Here is a 17835-nt window from a genome sequence, read left to right on the forward strand (position 1 = left end):
GCTTGGCGTCTGGACGCGAGTCCCCTCCACCACGCTTCGCGCGGTCCCCCTCCCCGTGTCGGGGAGGACAGCATGAGCATACCCCACCTCCACGTCGTGGTCCTCATGGGCGGCTGGTCGAACGAGCGGCCGGTCTCGCTGATGAGCGGCGAGGGCGTCGCCAAGGCGCTGGAGAGCAAGGGCCACCGCGTCACCCGGCTCGACATGGGCCGTGACGTTGCGCTCAAGCTGGCCGAGGCCAAGCCGGACGTCGTGTTCAACGCGCTCCACGGCGCGCCCGGCGAGGACGGCACGGTGCAGGGCATGATGGACTTGATGGGCCTCACCTATACGCACTCGGGCCTGGCGACGTCCGTGATCGCCATCGACAAGGAGCTGACCAAGCAGGCGCTGGTCCCTCACGGCATTCCCATGCCCGGCGGCCGCATCGTCGCGTGCGAGGAGATCTTCGAGCGCGATCCGCTGCCGCGCCCTTACGTGCTCAAGCCGGTGAACGAGGGATCGTCGGTCGGCGTCGCCATCGTCACAGCTGAAGGAAACTACGGCAACCCGATCGCGCGCGGCGCCAAGGGGCCGTGGCAGGACTTCGACCACTTGCTGGCCGAGCCGTTCATCCGCGGGCGCGAGTTGACTACGGTGGTCATCGCAGATCGCGCTCTGCTGGTCACCGAGCTCAAGCCCAAGTCCGGCTTCTACGATTTCGACGCCAAGTACACCGAAGGCATGACCGAGCACGTCTGCCCGGCCGAGATCCCCGATGAGATCACCCAGGCCTGCAAGGACATCGCCTTGCGCGCGCACAAGCTGCTGGGCTGCAAGGGGACCAGCCGCTCCGACTTCCGCTGGGACGACGAGCAGGGCGTGGAGGGCCTGTTCCTGCTGGAAGTGAACACCCAGCCGGGCATGACCCCGCTCAGCCTGGTGCCCGAACAGGCCAAGGCGTGCGGCATGGACTACCCCGACCTGGTCGAGGCGATCATCGCCGAGGCTCTGGCCGACGCACGCGCCAAAGCCGGCTCGCCATGAGCCAGACCATCCGCCGCAAGGCGACGACCGTCCGCAAGACTGCCGCAAAGCAGGACAAGAAGGCCAAGGTCAGCCAGGCCAAGGCGCGCACCGGTTCGGCGATCGACATGGCGATGGTGGCGCTGCCCTTCACCGAGGCGCAGCTGCACCGCATGTTCCTGATCCTGATCCTGACTGGCGCCGCGCTGCTCGCCTGGGTGGTCGCTTCGGCGGCCGGCCTGCCCAGCTTCGCGAGCCTGCAGCTGGCGCAAGTCGCGTCCGACGCCGGGTTCGAAGTGCGGCACGTCGACGTGCGGGGCGTGAAGAACATCAACGAGCTCAAGGTCTACGAGCGGGCGCTGGCGCAGCAGGACCGGTCGATGCCGCTGGTCGATCTGGAGAGCCTGCGCCAGGACCTGCTGGCGCTTTCGTGGGTCAAGGACGCGCGCGTCTCGCGCCAGTTGCCCGACACTCTGGTGATCGACATCGTCGAGCGTGAGCCGCACGCGGTGTTGCGCAAGGCCGATCGCTTCGTGCTGATCGACGAGACCGGCCACGAGCTGGAGACGGTCGCGCGGGGCCGGGCGCAGGGCAAGCTGATCGTCTCCGGGCTCGGCGCGGGGCAGCAGGTGGTCTCGCTGACCAAGCTGCTCGATGCCGCTCCTGCGTTGAAGCCGCGCGTGCAGGAGGCCGAGTGGATCGGCAATCGGCGCTGGAACGTGACCTTCAAGACCGGCCAGGTCCTGGCGCTGCCCGAAGGCGAGCGCGAGTCGGCAAGTGCCCTGGTTTCGTTCGCGCGGCTCGATGGCACCAACCGCCTGCTGGGCGGCAAGGTGACGATCTTCGACATGCGCGCGGGCGATCGCATCTATCTGCGCATTCCGGGTCGCGAGGCGGAGGCAGCCGCGCTCAAGGCCGGGGCCACGCGCAAGGCAGGGGAAAACTGATGGCTGGCTCGCGTTCCTCGGTTCCGCGCACTTCGCAGCCGCGCATCAGTCGCGTGTTCGGCGCGGTCAACATCGGCTCGTTCCGCATCTCGGCCATTGTCGCGGGCATCTCCGACGTGGGCGAGGTGGTCGTGCTCGGCTCCGGCCATCGCGCCAGCCAGGGCGTCCGGCGCGGCTACGTCACCGACATGACGGCCGCCACTTACGCCATCCGCGACGCGATCGACCGGGCCGAGAAGATGGCCGACACGTCCGTCCAGCGCGTCTGGATCGGCTGCTCGGGCGCGGGGCTGGCCAGCCAGGTCGCCGAAGTGGACGCCGAGATCGGCGGGCGACGGATCGAGCAGGAAGACATCGACATGCTCCTCAGCTCCGCACGCGACGTGATCCGGCCGGACGGACGCATGGTGCTCCACGCCCAGCCGGCGCAGTACCGCCTGGATGGTGCGCATGGTGTCGCCAATCCGAAGGGCCTGCATGCCGAGCGGCTGGGCGTCGACATCCACATCATGCTCGCCGACGGCGCACCGATCCGCAACCTGACCGAGGCGGTGCAGTCTGCGCACCTCGAGGTCGAGGCGGTGGTCGGCTCGCCGATCGCCGCGGGGCACGCCTGCCTTTCGCCCGAGGAGCGTGACCTTGGCGTCGCGCTGGTCGAGTTCGGCGCCGAGGTCACCAACGTGGCGGTCTATTCGCAAGGCATGCTGACCGGGCTGACCGCGATCCCGATGGGGTCGGCCGACGTCACCGATGCGATCGCCTCGGCCTTCGGCATCCGCCGCTTCCAGGCCGAGCGGCTCAAATGCGTCAACGGCTCGGCGCTCGCCAGCCCGGCGGATCACCGCGAGATGATCCCGGTCAACGCGCCCGGCGAGGAAGAGACCGGCCCGGTCGCCCGCCATGCCGACGACAAGAACCGCATACCGCGCGCGGAGCTGATCGCGGTCATCACCGGCCAGCTCGGCACGCTGATGGAAGAGGTGAACAAGGCGCTCAAGGCCATGCGCTTCAACGGCCAGCGCGGCAAGCAGGTGGTCTTCACCGGTGGTGGCGCGGAGCTGGTGGGCCTTGCCGACTATGCGCAGGCCGCGCTGGGCAAGCCGGTGCGCATCGGCCGCGTGCCGCACCTGAGCGGCCTGGCCGAGGCGCACGTGAAGCCGGGCTTCTCGACTCTGGCGGGCCTGGTGCTCTACGCTTCGGCCGATCCAATCGACATCCGCACGCTCAGCAAGCGCCGCCAGACCAGCGTGCGCGCCGAGCGCCTGGGGACGGTCGGGCGGGTGTATCGAGCGTTCCGTGAATACTTCTGACTGCCTCCAGCCCTCTCCCCGGACGGGGAGAGGATACAAAGCCTTGCGAGCTTGCTCGCTAGGCGTAGTTGGAGAGGGGTTTGTGCGCTCTCGACCGCGGAACCCCTCTCCAAGCTGCGCTAGCCGACGTGGGGCGGCAAGCTGCGCCATCCTCTCCCCGACCCGGGGAGAGGACCACCGTACCCGGCACCGAGCCAAGCGCCGGAATGTGGCTCGTCTGCGCCCGTTCGTTGTGGACAAAGCCTTGCCCCGCTTTGCTTGTTCGCGCAGGGCTGTGCCATCAGACTTGGTCAAGAATTCCTTCCCGCGCGTGTCTGCCAGGAGAGTAGAATGAGCATCAATATCGGACCGCCGGCGATCGAAGAGCTGCGTCCCCGCATCCTCGTGATCGGTGTGGGCGGTGCTGGCGGCAACGCCATCGCCAACATGATCCAGGCGCAGATCGAAGGCGTCGACTTCATTGTCGCCAACACCGACGCGCAGGCGCTGAACAGCTCGATCGCGGAAAACCGCATCCAGCTCGGTCCCGATATCACGCAAGGGCTGGGCGCGGGATCGCGTCCGGAAGTGGGCCGCGCCGCCGCCGAGGAGACGATCGAGGAGATCGACCGCCTGCTCGAAGGCGTGCACATGGTGTTCATCGCTGCGGGCATGGGTGGCGGCACCGGCACCGGCGCCGCCCCGATCATCGCCAAGGCCGCGCGCGACAAGGGCGTGCTGACCGTGGGCGTGGTCACCAAGCCGTTCATGTTCGAGGGCACGCGCCGCATGCGCTCGGCCGAGACCGGCATCGACGAGCTGCAGAAGCACGTCGACACGCTGATCGTCATCCCCAACCAGAACCTGTTCCTGGTCGCCAAGGCGGACACCACCTTCAAGGAAGCGTTCGGGCTCGCCGACGAAGTGTTGCAGCAGGGCGTGCGCTCGATCACCGACCTCATGGTCATGCCGGGCCTCATCAACCTCGACTTCGCCGACGTGCGCTCGGTCATGGGCGAGATGGGCAAGGCAATGATGGGCACCGGTGAGGGCGAGGGCCCGAACCGTGCGCTCGAGGCGGCGGAACGCGCGATCGCGAACCCGCTGCTCGATGGCGTGTCGATGCAGGGCGCCAAGGGCGTGATCATCTCGATCATCGGCGGCGATGACATGAAGCTGCTCGAAGTCGACGAAGCCGCCAACCACATCCGCGAGCTGGTCGACCAGGATGCCAACATCATCTGGGGTTCGGCGTTCAACCCGGACCTGCAGGGCAAGATCCGCGTCTCGGTTGTCGCGACGGGTATAGAGCAATCCGCCGAACAGGCGGAGATCGCGGCGCGCCCGGTCAGCTTCAGCGGCTCGCGCGGCCCTGTCCGTCCCGGCGCCGCACAGCCGGCGCAGCCGGTCGCGGCAACGCCCAGCTACAGCCCTGCTCCTGCCGCTTACGCACCGCCGGCACCGCCTGCGGCTCCCGCCGCCGAGCCTTTCGACCTGGGTTCGGACGCGGAACTCGGTGAGGACGACAGCGCGCTCGAACTGGGCGGCGCCGAAGAGCTTGGCGACGAGAGCTACGGCAATGCCGCGCCCGCCCCGGCGCGCCAGCCGGCGGGCCTGGGCGCTGCGCAGCCCGTTGCGGCTTCGCAGACCAGGCGCCAGGACGAGCTCAACCTGCAGGAAGAGGCCGCGGAGCCGGCACCTGCTCCGGGCCGTCGCCGCACGTTCCTGTCCGAGCCGGCAGCTGCTGCTCCCGCTCCCGCAGCGCCGGCACCCGCCGCACCCGCGCCGCGTCCTGCCTCGACCGGCAGCACCCTGTTCGAGCGCATGTCCAACCTCTCGCGCGGCACCAAGCCGGCGCCGAGCGAGGAAGAGGGTGAGGAAGACAGCGGATCGATCAGCATCCCGCGCTTCCTCGGGCGCCAGAACAACCAGTAAGTACCTGGGCGGGAGGGGGCGTGCCTTCCTCCCGTTTCGGCCGTTCCTGGCCCGTTCAGTTTGGCGCAGGTATCACGCCGAGCGATCGGGCCGCAGAACGGACAGGCTGGATCGTCGAGGTTTCGGTCTCCGAAGCCGAGCGCAGAAGGATGTCAGCAACCTTGAAGTTCCGCCGCAGCCTCGCCGCGTGGCTTGCCAGCGTAGCTTTCGTGAGCGTCGGCGCCTGCGCGTCGGCGGCGCTGGCGCAGTCGCTTCCGACCGTATCGCGTCCGGTGGTGCAAAGGACCGCGAGCCCGGAGTCGCAGCGCCTGAACGCCGCCCTGGCCCGGATCGCGCGCGACCCGCGTGACTTCCAGGCGCTGATCGAGGCGGGTGAGGCTGCCAACACGATGGGCGATCCCGAGGCGGCGGCAGGCTTCTACAACCGCGCCGACGGCATCTCGCCCAACAATCCGCGCATCAAGGCGGGCCTTGCCCGGGCGCTGGTGCTGCAAGGCAATCCGACCAAGGCCATTCCCCTGTTCGCCCTGGCCGAGGCGGGCGGCTCGGCGCTGGACGTCACGGCAGACCGCGGCCTTGCCTATGACCTCGTCGGCGATCCGGTGACGGCGCAGAGGTACTATCGCACCGCCCTCAGCCGCCGAGACGACGACGAAGTGCGCCGGCGTCTCGGCGTAAGCCTTGCCATCGCCGGCGATGCCGCCGGTGCAGAGGCGATGCTGATGCCGCTGCTGCGCAAGCAGGACAAGCCGGGGTGGCGCAGCCACGCCTTTGCCCTGGCGATCGAGGGCAAGACCAAGGAGGCGGTGGATACCGTCAACGCGATCCTGCCCGGCATCCTGGCGCAAAGCGTCACGCCTTACTTGCGCTACATGCCGCGGCTCACCCGCGCGCAGCAGGCCGCGGCCGCGAACCTGGGCAAGTTTCCGCGCGCGTCCGAGATCGGCCGCGACGATCCCGCCATTGCGGCCTACACGCCGACGGCGCCGCGCCTTGCCTCGGCGGATGCCGCGCTGATCCCGCAGGGCAAGGCGCTCGGCAGCGGGCGGGCGCGCACGCAGGCGAGCGAGGCACGGCCCCTGACCGGCGCGCAGCGGCGGGCGCAGGAGCGGGCTGCACGGCTCGCGCGTGCCGAGGCCAATCCGCGTGTCGCTCCGCCCGAGCCCAGGCCAGCCATCGACCGCGATGGCGAGCTGCCGCCGATCGGCGCGACGAGTGCAACGCTGGCGGCAAGCGCGCCGGCACGCACCTCGACCACGCCGCCGCTCCCGTCGACCGCAACGCCGACACCGACGCCGACCGCGACGCGCGTCGCGAGTGCGGCCGCTGTGCCATCGGCGCGAACTTTCCCTGCACCTGCACCTGCACCTGCGGAGGCGCCGCGGCAGACCTTCACGCCCGTCTCACCCGCGCGCGCCGCGACCGTTCGGACGGGGTCGATACAACTGCCGGCGTCCACTCTGGCGTCGAGCAACCCGGTGCCTGCGTCGACACCTGCTCCTGCGCCCGCGCCGGCATCCGCCTTGGCCGCGAGCACGCCCGCGCTCGCCAGCGCGCCGGTACCCGTGCCGGCGGCGAGCACGCCTGCGCTCACCAGCGCGCCGACGAGGCCGGTTGCGGTACCTGGCTTCGACCTGGGTCGGCTTGCCGCGTCCACTCCGGCAGCGGCTTCGGAGACGCCACCCGATCCGGTTCCGCTCGAAAAGATCTTCGCCGATCTCGGTGCACCCAGCGCCACGGCAGTGCCGGTCGCCGGCGCGGTGGACATCCGTTCGATCGCGCGAGCCCAGGCCTTGCCGCAACGCACGCCCGAGGTCGTCAGGCCCGACACTCCCAAGGCCGACATTCTCGAGGCTGGCCAGGCCAAGGCCGGCAAGTCGAAAGCCGATGCTGCGAAGCTCGCCGCCGAGAAGGCGAAGGCCGATACCTCCAAGGCAGCCGGCAAGAAGGGCGTAGCGACCAGGCTTGCCGACGCCGAGGACGCCGTTGCAGACGACGCGAAGGCCGGCGCCAAGGACAAGAAGGCTGACGCCAGGAAGGCCGATGCCAGGAAAGCCGATGCCAAGAAGGCGGACGCGAAGAAGGCCGCTCCAAGCCATCCCAGCCGGATCTGGGTGCAGATCGGCGTTGGCCGCGATCAATCGGCGATCGCCTTTGACTGGCGCCGCTTCGTGAAGACGGAGCCCACTCTCTTCAAGGGACGGCAGGCGTCTGTCAGCGACATGGGCCGCACGAACCGCATCCTGGTGGGCCCGTTCGAGACGCAGAAGGCGGCGAACGCCTTCGTGGCTCAGGCCAAGAAGGCCGAACTCGGCGGAGCGTTCGTCTGGACCAGCCCCGCGGGGCAAGTGGTGGATCCGCTCGGAGCCAAATAGGCGCCTCGCTGGTTAATACCCGCGGCTTATCCACACGCTGTTCACAGACTTGTCGAGTTTTGCGCAGCGGCATGTGACCTTGCGATTGTGCAGTGCACACGTGGCGGCGCAATCGTTACCGCGTCATGGAGGCGTGATGTCGGGAATTATGAGAAGCGTTGGGGACGAGATCGAACGCGAAGAGGAGGCCGCTCCGGTAGAGATGCTGGCGGCGCTGTTCGAGGCGCGGGACTGGCCGCACGAATATGCCGGCGAGGACGAGATCTCCGCCGAAGTGAAGGGCAGCTGGACCACTTACCAGTTCCAGGCGATCTGGCGCGCGGAGGACCGTGTACTCCAGCTGCTGTGCCTGCCCGAGATCCGCGTGCCCGAGGGCAAGCGACAGGCGATGTTCGAGGCGTTGTCGCTGATCAACGAGCAGCTGTGGCTGGGCCATTTCGACATGTGGTCGAACGGCGGGGTCGTGCTCTATCGCCATGGCCTGATGCTCGGCGAGGACGGACTGCTCGGCCCGGCGCAGGCGCAGACCGTGGTGGAGGCCGCGATCGACGAGTGCGACCGGTTCTATCCCGTGTTCCAGTTCATCCTGTGGGGCGACAAGACGCCCACCGAGGCGTTGGCGGCCGCGATGGTCGATGCGGCGGGCGAGGCCTGAGCCGTGGTGAACCTCGACAAGGTGCTCATCGTCGGGTGCGGCAACATGGGCGGGGCGATGCTGCAAGGCTGGCTCGCCGGCGGGGTTGCGCCCGGGCGCATCACGGTGGCCGATCCGCGCATGGCCGAAGCGCCTGCAGGCGTGATGCTGGTTCGCGAGGTGCCGGTGGCGGACTTCGATGTCGTGCTGCTCGGCGTGAAGCCGCAGCTGCTCGATGCCGTGGCGCCGCAGGTCGCGCCGGCGATCGGGCAAGGCACGATCCTCCTGTCGATCCTGGCGGGGGTCGAGCTGGCGACGCTCGCCACTCGCTTCCCCGACGCCAAGGGGATCGTGCGGGTCATGCCCAATCTCGCAGCCGCGATCGGGCGCTCGCCGCTTGCTCTCTCCGGGCAGGGGCTGGACCAGGCGGGCAGGGATGCGGTGACCGCCCTGCTGGAGCCGCTGGGCACGCCCGAATGGCTGGCGAGCGAGGATCTGTTCGACGCCGTGACGGCGCTTGCCGGGTGTGGGCCAGCGTTCGTGTACCGCTACATCGACGCCCTGGCGGCTGGCGCGACTGCGTTGGGTGTTCCCCGGGACCAGGCACAACGATTGGCGCTCGCCACGGCCGAGGGATCGGCGCTGCTTGCGGCCTCGTCGGAGCACGGTCCGGGCGAGCTGGCCCGGCGTGTCGCCAGCCCGGGCGGTTCGACCCAGGCCGGCCTGGACGTGCTCGATGCCGATCAGGCGCTCGTCCGGCTGGTCGAAGCGGCCATGACTGCGGCCGAGCGAAGGTCGGCGGAAATGGGGCGCGACGCGCGCGGCGGCTGACACACTTCGTTACGCTATTCCGGTTCGGGTTGTTCTTGAATTGTCGCGAACGCAGGACGATATTCGGGAGTGTCCGGAATCCACCGCATTGGGCGGTGCCGGAAAGGAGTTTGAAATGGCTAACTGGAACGACCCCCAGCCCCGCACGGGCTTCGGTGCGTCCCCGAGCCTGGGCGCCCGCACGGGCACCCGCGCCGGCTACGACGCCGGCCTGCGGCGGCACATGCTGTCGATCTACAACTACATGGCCTCGGGCGTGCTGCTTTCGGGTGTCGTGGCGCTGCTGTTTGCGCGATCGGGCCTTGCCGTGCAGGTGCTCAACACGCCGCTCAAGTGGCTGATCATGCTTGCGCCGCTCGGCTTCGTCATGGCGATGAGCTTCGGTGCCAACCGCATGCGCACCTCGACGCTGCAGGCGCTGTTCTGGGGCTTCGCGATCGTGATGGGCCTGTCGCTCTCGTCGATCTTCCTGGTGTTCACCGGCGCTTCGATCGCGACGACCTTCTTCGCGACGGCTGCTGCATTCGCCGGCCTGAGCCTGGTGGGCTACACGACCAAGAAGGACTTGTCCGGCATGGGCTCGTTCCTGATCATGGGCGTGATCGGCATCCTGGTCGCATCGGTGATCAACATCTTCGTGGCTTCGAGCGCTCTGCAGATGGGCATCTCTGTTCTCGGTGTGCTGATCTTCGCGGGCCTTACGGCTTATGATACCCAGCGCCTGAAGCAGGAGTACTACGTGCTCGCCGGCACCGAGTTCGCCGGCAAGGCGATCGTGCTCGGCGCGCTCAGCCTGTACCTGGACTTCATCAACATGTTCCAGTTCCTGCTGAGCTTCATGGGCCAGCGCGACTAAGAACGGCGGAGGAGACGCGGATCGCCCGCGAATCTTCCACAGGTGAATGACGATGCCCGGCGCGACTTGTTCGCGCCGGGCATTTGCTTTGTGCGGCTAAGCGGTTAGATGGGATACCTCAGAATGTGCGGAGTGGGCCGGGTGACGCGTCCGAATACCAAGGGGCTTTCCCTTAGTTTCCTGAAGCTTGCACCGCTTGCGGTGATCAGCGTGCTGGCAGCCTGCGCCCAGAAGGTGCCACCGCCGCCGCCGCCGCCGGTGGTGGTGATCCCGCCGCAGCCGCAGCCCCCGATGGGCGCGCCGCTGAACATGCGCATTCCCGAGGTGGCGGACGACGGCACCCGCAAGACCGTCAACACCAGCGTGTCTACCGCGCAGGCCGTCTGGAACTTGCGCTCGGCCTACAACGTCGCCGCGCTCAACTGCGTCGAGCCGGAGTATGCGCCCGTGCTCGCCGGCTACAAGGATTTCCTGAAGATCCATGACAAGTCGCTCGACAAGGCCGACGCGGATCTGAAGAAGAACTTCAACGGCGCCTTCGGCAAGTCCGGCACCCGTGAGCGAGAGACGTACCAGACGCAGGTCTATAACTTCTTCTCGGTTCCCCCCGTCAAATCGACCTTCTGCAACGCCGCCATGGCGCTCGCGACGGAGATGGCGTCGGTGCCGGCCGGCCAGCTGGAAGGCTATGCGCCGCAAGGCCTGGCGAAGATCGAAGCTCCGTTTATGGCGTTCTTCGATGCCTACGACCAGTACCGCGCGGACCTGGCAGCGTGGCAGGCCAAGTACGGCGGCATCGTAGTGGTCGCGCCCGACCAAGCGCGCAACTCCACGACCACTGCGCGCCCGGGGCCTCCCGCGGTTCAGCCGCAGTAGCGCGAGATTTCGCTTTCCTTGCTGCGGCCTCTTCGCTAACGGAGCCGCTCGCGAGTTCGGGCCGAGCCCTCTCGCGCGATTGCTGGAACGGGGCCGTAGCTCAGCTGGGAGAGCGCGTCGTTCGCAATGACGAGGTCAGGGGTTCGATCCCCCTCGGCTCCACCAGTAATTGAAATCGACGCTGACCGGCCGCACATCGCTGCGGCCGTTCGCATTTGCGCGGACCGCAGGACAGGCCGCTGAGCTTATCGGACCGGAACCGCCATGCACTTTCTCGACCAGGCCAAGATCTACATACGCGCGGGCGCCGGCGGGCCGGGCGCGGTCAGCTTCCGGCGCGAGAAGTACGTCGAGTATGGCGGCCCGGACGGCGGAAACGGCGGCAAGGGCGGCGACATCGTGTTCGAGGCGGTGGCCGGGCTCAACACCCTGATCGACTTTCGCTACACCCAGCACTTCAAGGCGCCGCGCGGCGGCCACGGCATGGGCAAGGACCGCAACGGCGCGCAGGGCAAGGACCTGGTGATCAAGGTGCCGGTCGGCACCCAGGTCATCGCCGACGACGAAGAGCGGACCACCGTGCTAGCCGACCTGACGGAAGCTGGACAGCGCGTGGTGTTCTTCGAGGGCGGACTGGGTGGGCGTGGCAACGCCTCGTACAAGACCAGCACCAACCGCGCGCCGCGCCAGCACCAGCCGGGACTGCCCGGTGAAGAGGCGTATGTGTGGCTGCGGCTCAAGCTGCTGGCCGACGTCGGTCTGGTCGGGTTGCCGAACGCGGGCAAGTCGACTTTCATCAACCAGCTGACCAACACGCGCGCCAAGGTCGGCGCTTATCCCTTCACGACTCTGCATCCGCAGTTGGGCGTGGTCCGTCACAAGAACCGCGAGTTCGTGCTGGCCGACATTCCCGGGCTGATCGCGGGCGCGGCGGAAGGCGCCGGCATCGGCGACCGCTTCCTGGGTCATATCGAGCGCTGCCGGGTGCTGATCCAGTTGATCGACATCGCCGGCACGGATCCGGCCGAGGCCATGCAGGTCGTCGAGGAGGAACTCGCGGCTTACGGTGGCGGGCTGGAAGACAAGCCGCGGCTGATCGTGCTCAACAAGCTCGACCTTGCCGATCCGGAACTGGCCGCCAGCTTCGCCGAGGAGCTGCAGGATGCCGGAGCCGATCAGGTCTTCGCGATCTCCGGCGCGACGGGCGAGGGGATGGACGCCTTGCTCGACGCCGTGATCTCGCACCTGCCGGCAGCGACCGTGACCGAGCGGCCACAGGGCGAGCAGGAAGAGGAAGACGAGAAGCCCTGGTCCCCGTTGTAAGGCGTTCGCTGCTGGGTTCGAGATAGCTCCGTCGTCCCCGCGCGGGCGGGGGGCCGCTTTTTAAATCAAGCATATCGCCAGGAAGAACAAGCGGGGCCCCCGCCTGCGCGGGGGCGACGGAGATGTGTGGCCAGGATACGAGGCGCACCGCGAGCGTGCAGTTTCATCCACGACAACCCGTGCCGTGCGTCCCATGCATGCGCTTTCCATGACCGGGCGAATTGCCTAGAGGCTGGCGCTCTCATGACGATTGCCCGACTATCCGATCTTGCCGACGCCGCGCTGTGCCCGCTCCTGGTGGTCAAGGTGGGATCGTCCTTGCTGGTCGGGCCGGATGGCGCGCGCCGGGCATGGCTGCAAGGGCTGGTCGCCGAGATCGCCGAAGCGCGGGCGCGCGGCCAGCGCGTGATCGTTGTCTCGTCGGGGTCGATCGCGCTGGGTGCAGGGCGGCTCAAGCTGGACAAGGGCGGGCGCGGCAGCCTTGCCGATGCGCAGGCTGCGGCCGCCGTCGGCCAGATCGCGCTCTCGGGGCTCTGGGCCGAGCTGTTGGGCGGTGAGGGCGTAACCGCGGCGCAGATCCTGCTGACCCTCGACGACCTGGAAGACCGGCGTCGCTACCTGAACGTCACCGCCACGCTGGCGCGGCTGCTGGATGCCGGCGCGGTTCCCGTCATCAACGAGAACGATTCGGTCGCCACGCAGGAGATTCGTTTCGGCGACAACGATCGGCTGGCCGCGCGCGTCGCCCAGGCGGCGCAGGCGAGTGCGGTCCTGTTGCTGTCGGACGTCGATGGCCTCTACGATCGCAACCCGCGCGAACCCGGCGCGCAGCTGATCCCGCAAGTGCAGGGCGTCACGCCGCAGGTTCGTGCCATGGGTAGCGCCGAATCGGCGTCGGGCATGGGCTCGGGTGGCATGACCTCGAAGTTGCAGGCCGCCGAGATCGCGGAACTCGCCGGCATTGCCCTGGTGATCGCCAACGGCACCCACGATCGTCCGATCGCCCGAGCCACGCAGGAGCGCATCGGCACGCTGTTCTGCGCGCGTCGCCGGTCCGGTGCGCGCAAGGCGTGGCTTGGCGGGCGCCTGCGGCTCAAGGGCCAGCTGACTGTCGATGCCGGCGCCGCGGCGGCGTTGCTGCGTGGATCCAGCCTGCTGGCCAAGGGCGTCACGCAAGTGACAGGGCCGTTCGAGCGTGGCGACCCGGTGGCGATCTGCGGCGACGATGGGCAGGTCCTGGCCCATGGCCTTGCCGAATATGGCTCCGACGAGTGCGAGCGGCTGCAGGGGCGGCACTCCAGCGAGCATGCTGCGTTGCTCGGCTATGCACCGCGCTCCGCCGTCATCCACCGCGACCAGCTGGTCCTGAAGTGATCATCGCACTGACTGGAGGGACCGGCTTCGTCGGCCGGGCATTCGTCGATCACGCGCTTGCGGCAGGGCATCAGCTGGTGGCCCTCGCCCGCGCCAAGCAGGTGCCGCGCGAAGGGGTCGAATGGATCATCGGCGACCTGGAGAACCGCGCGGCTCTGGCCGAGCTCGTGCGCGATGTCGACGCGGTGGTGCATATCGCCGGGGTGGTCAACACGCCCGATCCGCAAGGGTTCGAAACCGGGAATGTGCTGGGCACGCTGAACCTGGTCGAAGCGGCCTTGAAGGAAGGCGTGCGCCGCTTCGTGCATGTCTCCTCGCTCTCGGCCCGCGAGCCGGGGCTGTCCGCCTACGGGGCCTCCAAGGCGCGGGGCGAGAAGATGGTCAAGGCCAGCCTGCTCGATTGGACGGTGGTGCGTCCGCCGGCGATCTACGGCCCGAACGACAAGGACATGTTCGAGCTGTTCCGTGCCGCACGCTGGGGCGTGGTGCCGGTGCCGGGCGAGGGGCGGGCCTCGGTGATCCACGTCGATGATCTGGCGCGGCTGTTGCTGGCGCTGCTGCCGAGCGACGAGGCGGTGAGCCACATGGTGTTCGAGCCCGACGATGGACGGCCCGGCGGCTGGGAGCATCGCGAGCTGGCTCTGGCGATCGGCTGGGCCGTGGGGCGGCGGCCCCGGGTGCTGGGGCTCTCGGCCAGGTCGTTGCGGCGGGCGGCGGGGATCGACGGATTCCTGCGCGGCAAGGGCGCGAAGATGACGGCGGATCGGGCATCGTATCTCAGCCATCCGGACTGGACGGGTGATCCTGCCGCCAGCGTCCCGCCCTCGATCTGGGAGTCACAGGTGGAAACACGCACCGGGCTGAAGGCAACGGCCGACTGGTACCAGGAGCAGGGCTGGTTTTGAGGCCCATCCTCTCTCCGTCGGGGAGAGGATCAAGGCTGTTCCTCGTCGCTAACTTCCTCAACCTCGGCCGGCTTCGCGCCGCCCTCGGCTTGCTGGGTCATCGTCACGTAGTCCAGCTTGCCCGTGCCCAGCACCGGCAGTGCTTCGACCACGCGCACGTCGCGCGGCAGCATCAGCTCGGTCACGCCGTTCTGACGGCCCCACGCCTGCAGGGCCTTGCCCTCCGCGTCCTTCTGGGTGGTGAACAGCACCAGCTGCTCGCCCTTCTTCGGGTCGGGACGCGTCACCACCGCATGCTCCGCATCGGGCCAGAGCTTGGCGGCATAGCCCTCGACGGCCGGCAGCGAGACCATCTCGCCGCCGATCTTGGCGAAGCGCTTGGCGCGGCCCTTGATGGCGATGAAGCCTTCGTCGTCGATGGTGACGATGTCGCCGGTGTCGTGCCAGCCGCCTTCCGGAGGCTGCAGCTTGCCCGGCTCGCTGGCGAGCAGGTAGCCTGCCATGACGTTGGGGCCGCGGATGAACAGGCGCCCGCCTTCGTCGATGCCCTCGACCGCGTCGAGCCGCTGGTCGATCGCCGGGAGCAAACGTCCGACTGTGCCAGCCTTGAAGTGCATCGGCGTATTCACCGCGATGACCGGGCCTGCTTCCGTCGCGCCATAGCCTTCCAGGATGCGCAGTCCGAACTTGTCGGCATAGGCGCGGCGGGTTTCGTCCCGCACTCGCTCGGCGCCGGCGAAGATGTAGCGCAGCGAGTAGAAGTCGTAGCTATGCGCCATGCGTGCGTAGCCGGCGAGGAAGGTGTCGGTGCCGAACATGATCGTCGCATTGGCGTCGTAGGCGAGCGCCGGAACGATGCGGTAGTGCAGCGGGCTGGGGTAGAGCACCGTCTTCACCCCGTTGAGGATCGGCAGCAGCGTGCCGCCGGTCAGCCCGAACGAGTGGAACACCGGCAACGCATTGAGCACGATGTCGGACGGGTTGAAATCGATCCGCGCGGCAAGCTGCGCGCAGTTCGAAAGCAGGTTGCGATGCGTCAGCACCACGCCCTTGGGCGCCCCTTCCGAGCCGCTGGTGAACAGCACCACCGCGGGCGCATCGGGCGAGATCCGGCGCGCCTTGTGGCGGCTGGCGGCACCCAGCTTTGTAAACAGCTTCCACAGCTTGGCGCCGGTGCCGATCTGCTTGGCGACGTCTTCCAGGTAGAGCACGCGGCGGCCGTCCGCCTCCAGCGCGGCGATCACCGGCTGGAGCTTGCCCTGCTCGACGAAGGCGTGGGCGGTGACGACGGTGCGGATGCAGGCGGTCTGGCAAGCGGAGACGAGGTTCGCCTGGCCGGCGGTGAAGTTCAGCATCGCCGGCACGCGTCCCTCGGCCTGGAGCCCGAAGAACGCGAGCGTCACGCCCGCGACGTTGGGCAGCAGCACGCCGACGTTCTCGCCGGGCTTGGTCATGTAGGCCAGTTGCTCGCCGACCAGCTCCGAGCCGAGGATCAGGCGGTCATATGTCAGCGGCTCGCGCTTGGTATCCTCGACGATCGGCGCACGGCCGCCGTGCATGTGGCGCGCCTCGCACAGCGCCGCGAACAGCGTGCTGTCCGTATGCGAGGTGTCGAAGATCATCGTGCTCATCACGTCGTAGAGCCGCCGCCCGGCGACGGCGCGGCGCTGACGGGCCGACATCTCGCCTTCGATCTCGAAGTGGCGCGGCGGCAGGACGGTGATGGTGATCTTGGGGAACAGGCGCGTGCGCACCTTGCCCTTGAGGTGCGAGAAGGGCGTGAACTGCGGACCGTTGAGCCGCACCGGCACGATCGGCGCTCCCGACTTGTCGGCCACCATGCCGGGCCCGTCGAACACCTTCATCAGCGCGCCGGTGACGGTGATGCGGCCTTCCGGGAAGATCACAAGCGTGCGGCCTTCCTTGACCGCGCGGACCATGGCCTTGGCCGCCATCGGGTTGGTCGGATCGACCGGGAACGCCTCGAACAGCTTGAGGAACGGCTTCACCCACCAGGCCTTGGCGATCTGGGTGTTGATCGCGAAGGTCGGCTTGCCCGGCAGGAAGGCGCCGAGCAGCACGCCGTCGAGCAGGCTGAGGTGGTTGACGACCACGACGGCGGGCTCGCCTTCCTTCACCATGTTTTCGGCACCGATCACTTCGACACGGTAGAGGGCCTTGAGCACCCACCGGACCACGGTCTTGAACACGGTTTCGGGCAGCAGCCAGACGCTGATCAGCGCCACCGCCAGCGTCGCGAAGCCCAGCGTGCCGATCACGCCCGGGATGTCGAGTCCGCTCGAGACCAGCAGCGCGGCGACGGCCACCACGATCACGTTCACGAAGGCATTGACGATGTTGTTGGCCGCGACGACTTGCGATCGCTCCTCGGGCACGGTGTAGACCTGGAGGATGGCGTAGAGCGGCACGATGAACATGCCGCCGGCAAAGGCCGTGACCACCAGGTCGGCGATGACGCGCCAGCTGCCCGGATTGGCCAGGAACTGCTCGACCGTGGCGCCCGCCACTTGCGGCTGGAACGCGCGCGAGGAGAGCCACAGGTCGATCAGGCCGGCCGCCATCAGCAGCGCGCTGACCGGCACGTAGCGCGCCGAGACTTCGCCCTTGAGCAGGCGGTTGACCGCCAGCGAGCCGAGCGCAACGGCCACCGAGAACACCGCCAGCAACAGGTTCACGACATGCTGGCTACCGGCGAAGTGGCCGGAGACGAGCGGCGCGAACTCGATCGTCAGCACCGCGCCGGCGCTGAAGAACCAGCTGATGCCCAGGATCGCCAGCCACACGCCGCGACCGTTGTGCGCGGTCTTGAGCACCGTCCAGGTGCCGCGCAGGATGTTGAAGTCGATCGGCTGGCTCACGCGTGACGGCGGAGCGGGAGGAACGGCGAAGCTCAGCGCCAGGCCGATCGCGGCCAGGGCGACGGCGACCACCCCCGCCTCCCACGCCGGAATGAAGCCGGCAAGCAGCTGTCCGCCCAGGATCGCCAGGAAGGTCCCGCCCTCGACCAGGCCGGTGCCGCCCATGATCTCGTGGGGATGCAGGTGCTGGGGCAGGATCGAGTACTTGACCGGCCCGAACACCGTCGAGTGCACGCCCATGCCGAACAGGCAGACCAGCAGGATCGGGATCGACTGCAGCCAGAAGCCCGCGAGCGCGAGCAGCATGATTGCGATCTCGGCGACTTTCACCAGCCGCACCAGGCGTGCCTTGTCGATCCGGTCGGCCAGCTGTCCGGCGATCGAGGAGAACAGGAAGTAGGGCAGGATGAACAGCCCGGTGGAGATCAGACCGAGCTGGCCGGCCTTGTCCGGCTCACTCGCGTAGATCGTGAAGCTCGCCATGAAGACGAGCGCATATTTCAGCAGGTTGTCGTTAAAGGCGCCGAGGAACTGGACGGCAAACATCGGCCCAAGCCGGCGTTTGCCAAGAAGCGAAAGGTCGGGTGCTGACACGCGGGCTCCTGC

The 17835-nt window shown here is 68.3% G+C and carries 13 protein-coding genes and 1 tRNA gene; 13 read left to right on the forward strand and 1 reads right to left on the reverse strand.

Annotation, left to right across the window (positions count from 1 at the left end):
• Positions 1–72 precede the first annotated feature (72 nt).
• The 13 genes from HNO88_RS08770 (at position 73) to HNO88_RS08830 (ending at position 14350) form a co-directional block, all read left to right on the forward strand.
• Positions 73–1026 carry a D-alanine--D-alanine ligase gene (locus tag HNO88_RS08770; RefSeq protein ID WP_184244174.1) on the forward strand — a complete coding sequence of 318 codons (954 nt, stop codon included), beginning with the start codon at positions 73–75 and terminating at the stop codon, positions 1024–1026.
• Entirely contained in the window at positions 1023–1952 is a 930-nt protein-coding gene (locus HNO88_RS08775) for a cell division protein FtsQ/DivIB (RefSeq protein WP_184244176.1), read from the forward strand. The genes HNO88_RS08770 and HNO88_RS08775 overlap by 4 nt, the downstream gene beginning before the upstream one ends.
• Entirely contained in the window at positions 1952–3262 is a 1311-nt protein-coding gene (gene ftsA, locus HNO88_RS08780; RefSeq protein WP_184244178.1) for a cell division protein FtsA, read from the forward strand. Before HNO88_RS08775 ends, ftsA begins: the two co-directional genes overlap by 1 nt.
• Before the next feature lie 330 nt (positions 3263–3592).
• Positions 3593–5176 carry a cell division protein FtsZ gene (gene ftsZ, locus HNO88_RS08785; RefSeq protein WP_184244180.1) on the forward strand — a complete coding sequence of 528 codons (1584 nt, stop codon included), beginning with the start codon at positions 3593–3595 and terminating at the stop codon, positions 5174–5176.
• Positions 5177–5337: 161 nt separating this feature from the next.
• On the forward strand, positions 5338–7551 hold the full coding sequence (locus tag HNO88_RS08790; RefSeq protein ID WP_246381418.1) for an SPOR domain-containing protein: 2214 nt from the start codon (positions 5338–5340) through the stop codon (positions 7549–7551).
• Between the two features lie 136 nt (positions 7552–7687).
• Positions 7688–8206, forward strand: coding sequence for a type III secretion system chaperone family protein (locus HNO88_RS08795; RefSeq protein ID WP_184244184.1), 519 nt, complete (start codon positions 7688–7690; stop codon positions 8204–8206).
• Between the two features lie 3 nt (positions 8207–8209).
• Positions 8210–9016 carry a pyrroline-5-carboxylate reductase gene (gene proC, locus HNO88_RS08800; RefSeq protein WP_184244186.1) on the forward strand — a complete coding sequence of 269 codons (807 nt, stop codon included), beginning with the start codon at positions 8210–8212 and terminating at the stop codon, positions 9014–9016.
• A 115-nt stretch (positions 9017–9131) separates the two neighbouring features.
• A complete protein-coding gene (locus HNO88_RS08805) occupies positions 9132–9872 on the forward strand; it encodes a Bax inhibitor-1/YccA family protein (RefSeq protein WP_184244188.1) in 741 nt (246 codons plus the stop codon).
• Positions 9873–10013: 141 nt separating this feature from the next.
• Positions 10014–10748, forward strand: coding sequence for a hypothetical protein (locus HNO88_RS08810; protein WP_312857027.1), 735 nt, complete (start codon positions 10014–10016; stop codon positions 10746–10748).
• 89 nt (positions 10749–10837) lie between these two features.
• Positions 10838–10913 (forward strand) — tRNA-Ala (locus tag HNO88_RS08815).
• Between the two features lie 99 nt (positions 10914–11012).
• On the forward strand, positions 11013–12071 hold the full coding sequence (obgE, locus tag HNO88_RS08820) for a GTPase ObgE (RefSeq protein WP_184244190.1): 1059 nt from the start codon (positions 11013–11015) through the stop codon (positions 12069–12071).
• A gap of 243 nt (positions 12072–12314) precedes the next feature.
• A complete protein-coding gene (gene proB / locus HNO88_RS08825; RefSeq protein ID WP_184244192.1) occupies positions 12315–13445 on the forward strand; it encodes a glutamate 5-kinase in 1131 nt (376 codons plus the stop codon).
• Positions 13442–14350, forward strand: coding sequence for an NAD-dependent epimerase/dehydratase family protein (locus HNO88_RS08830; protein ID WP_312857028.1), 909 nt, complete (start codon positions 13442–13444; stop codon positions 14348–14350). The genes proB and HNO88_RS08830 overlap by 4 nt, the downstream gene beginning before the upstream one ends.
• 29 nt (positions 14351–14379) lie before the next feature.
• Here the strand turns inward: HNO88_RS08830 and HNO88_RS08835 are convergent, their stop codons facing one another.
• Positions 14380–17823: an acyl-[ACP]--phospholipid O-acyltransferase gene (locus tag HNO88_RS08835; RefSeq protein ID WP_184244194.1), complete on the reverse strand. Its 3444-nt coding sequence runs from the start codon at positions 17821–17823 to the stop codon at positions 14380–14382.
• Between the last annotated feature and the right edge of the window lie 12 nt (positions 17824–17835).

This window comes from Novosphingobium chloroacetimidivorans, assembly GCF_014204535.1.
Taxonomy (GTDB): domain Bacteria; phylum Pseudomonadota; class Alphaproteobacteria; order Sphingomonadales; family Sphingomonadaceae; genus Novosphingobium; species Novosphingobium chloroacetimidivorans.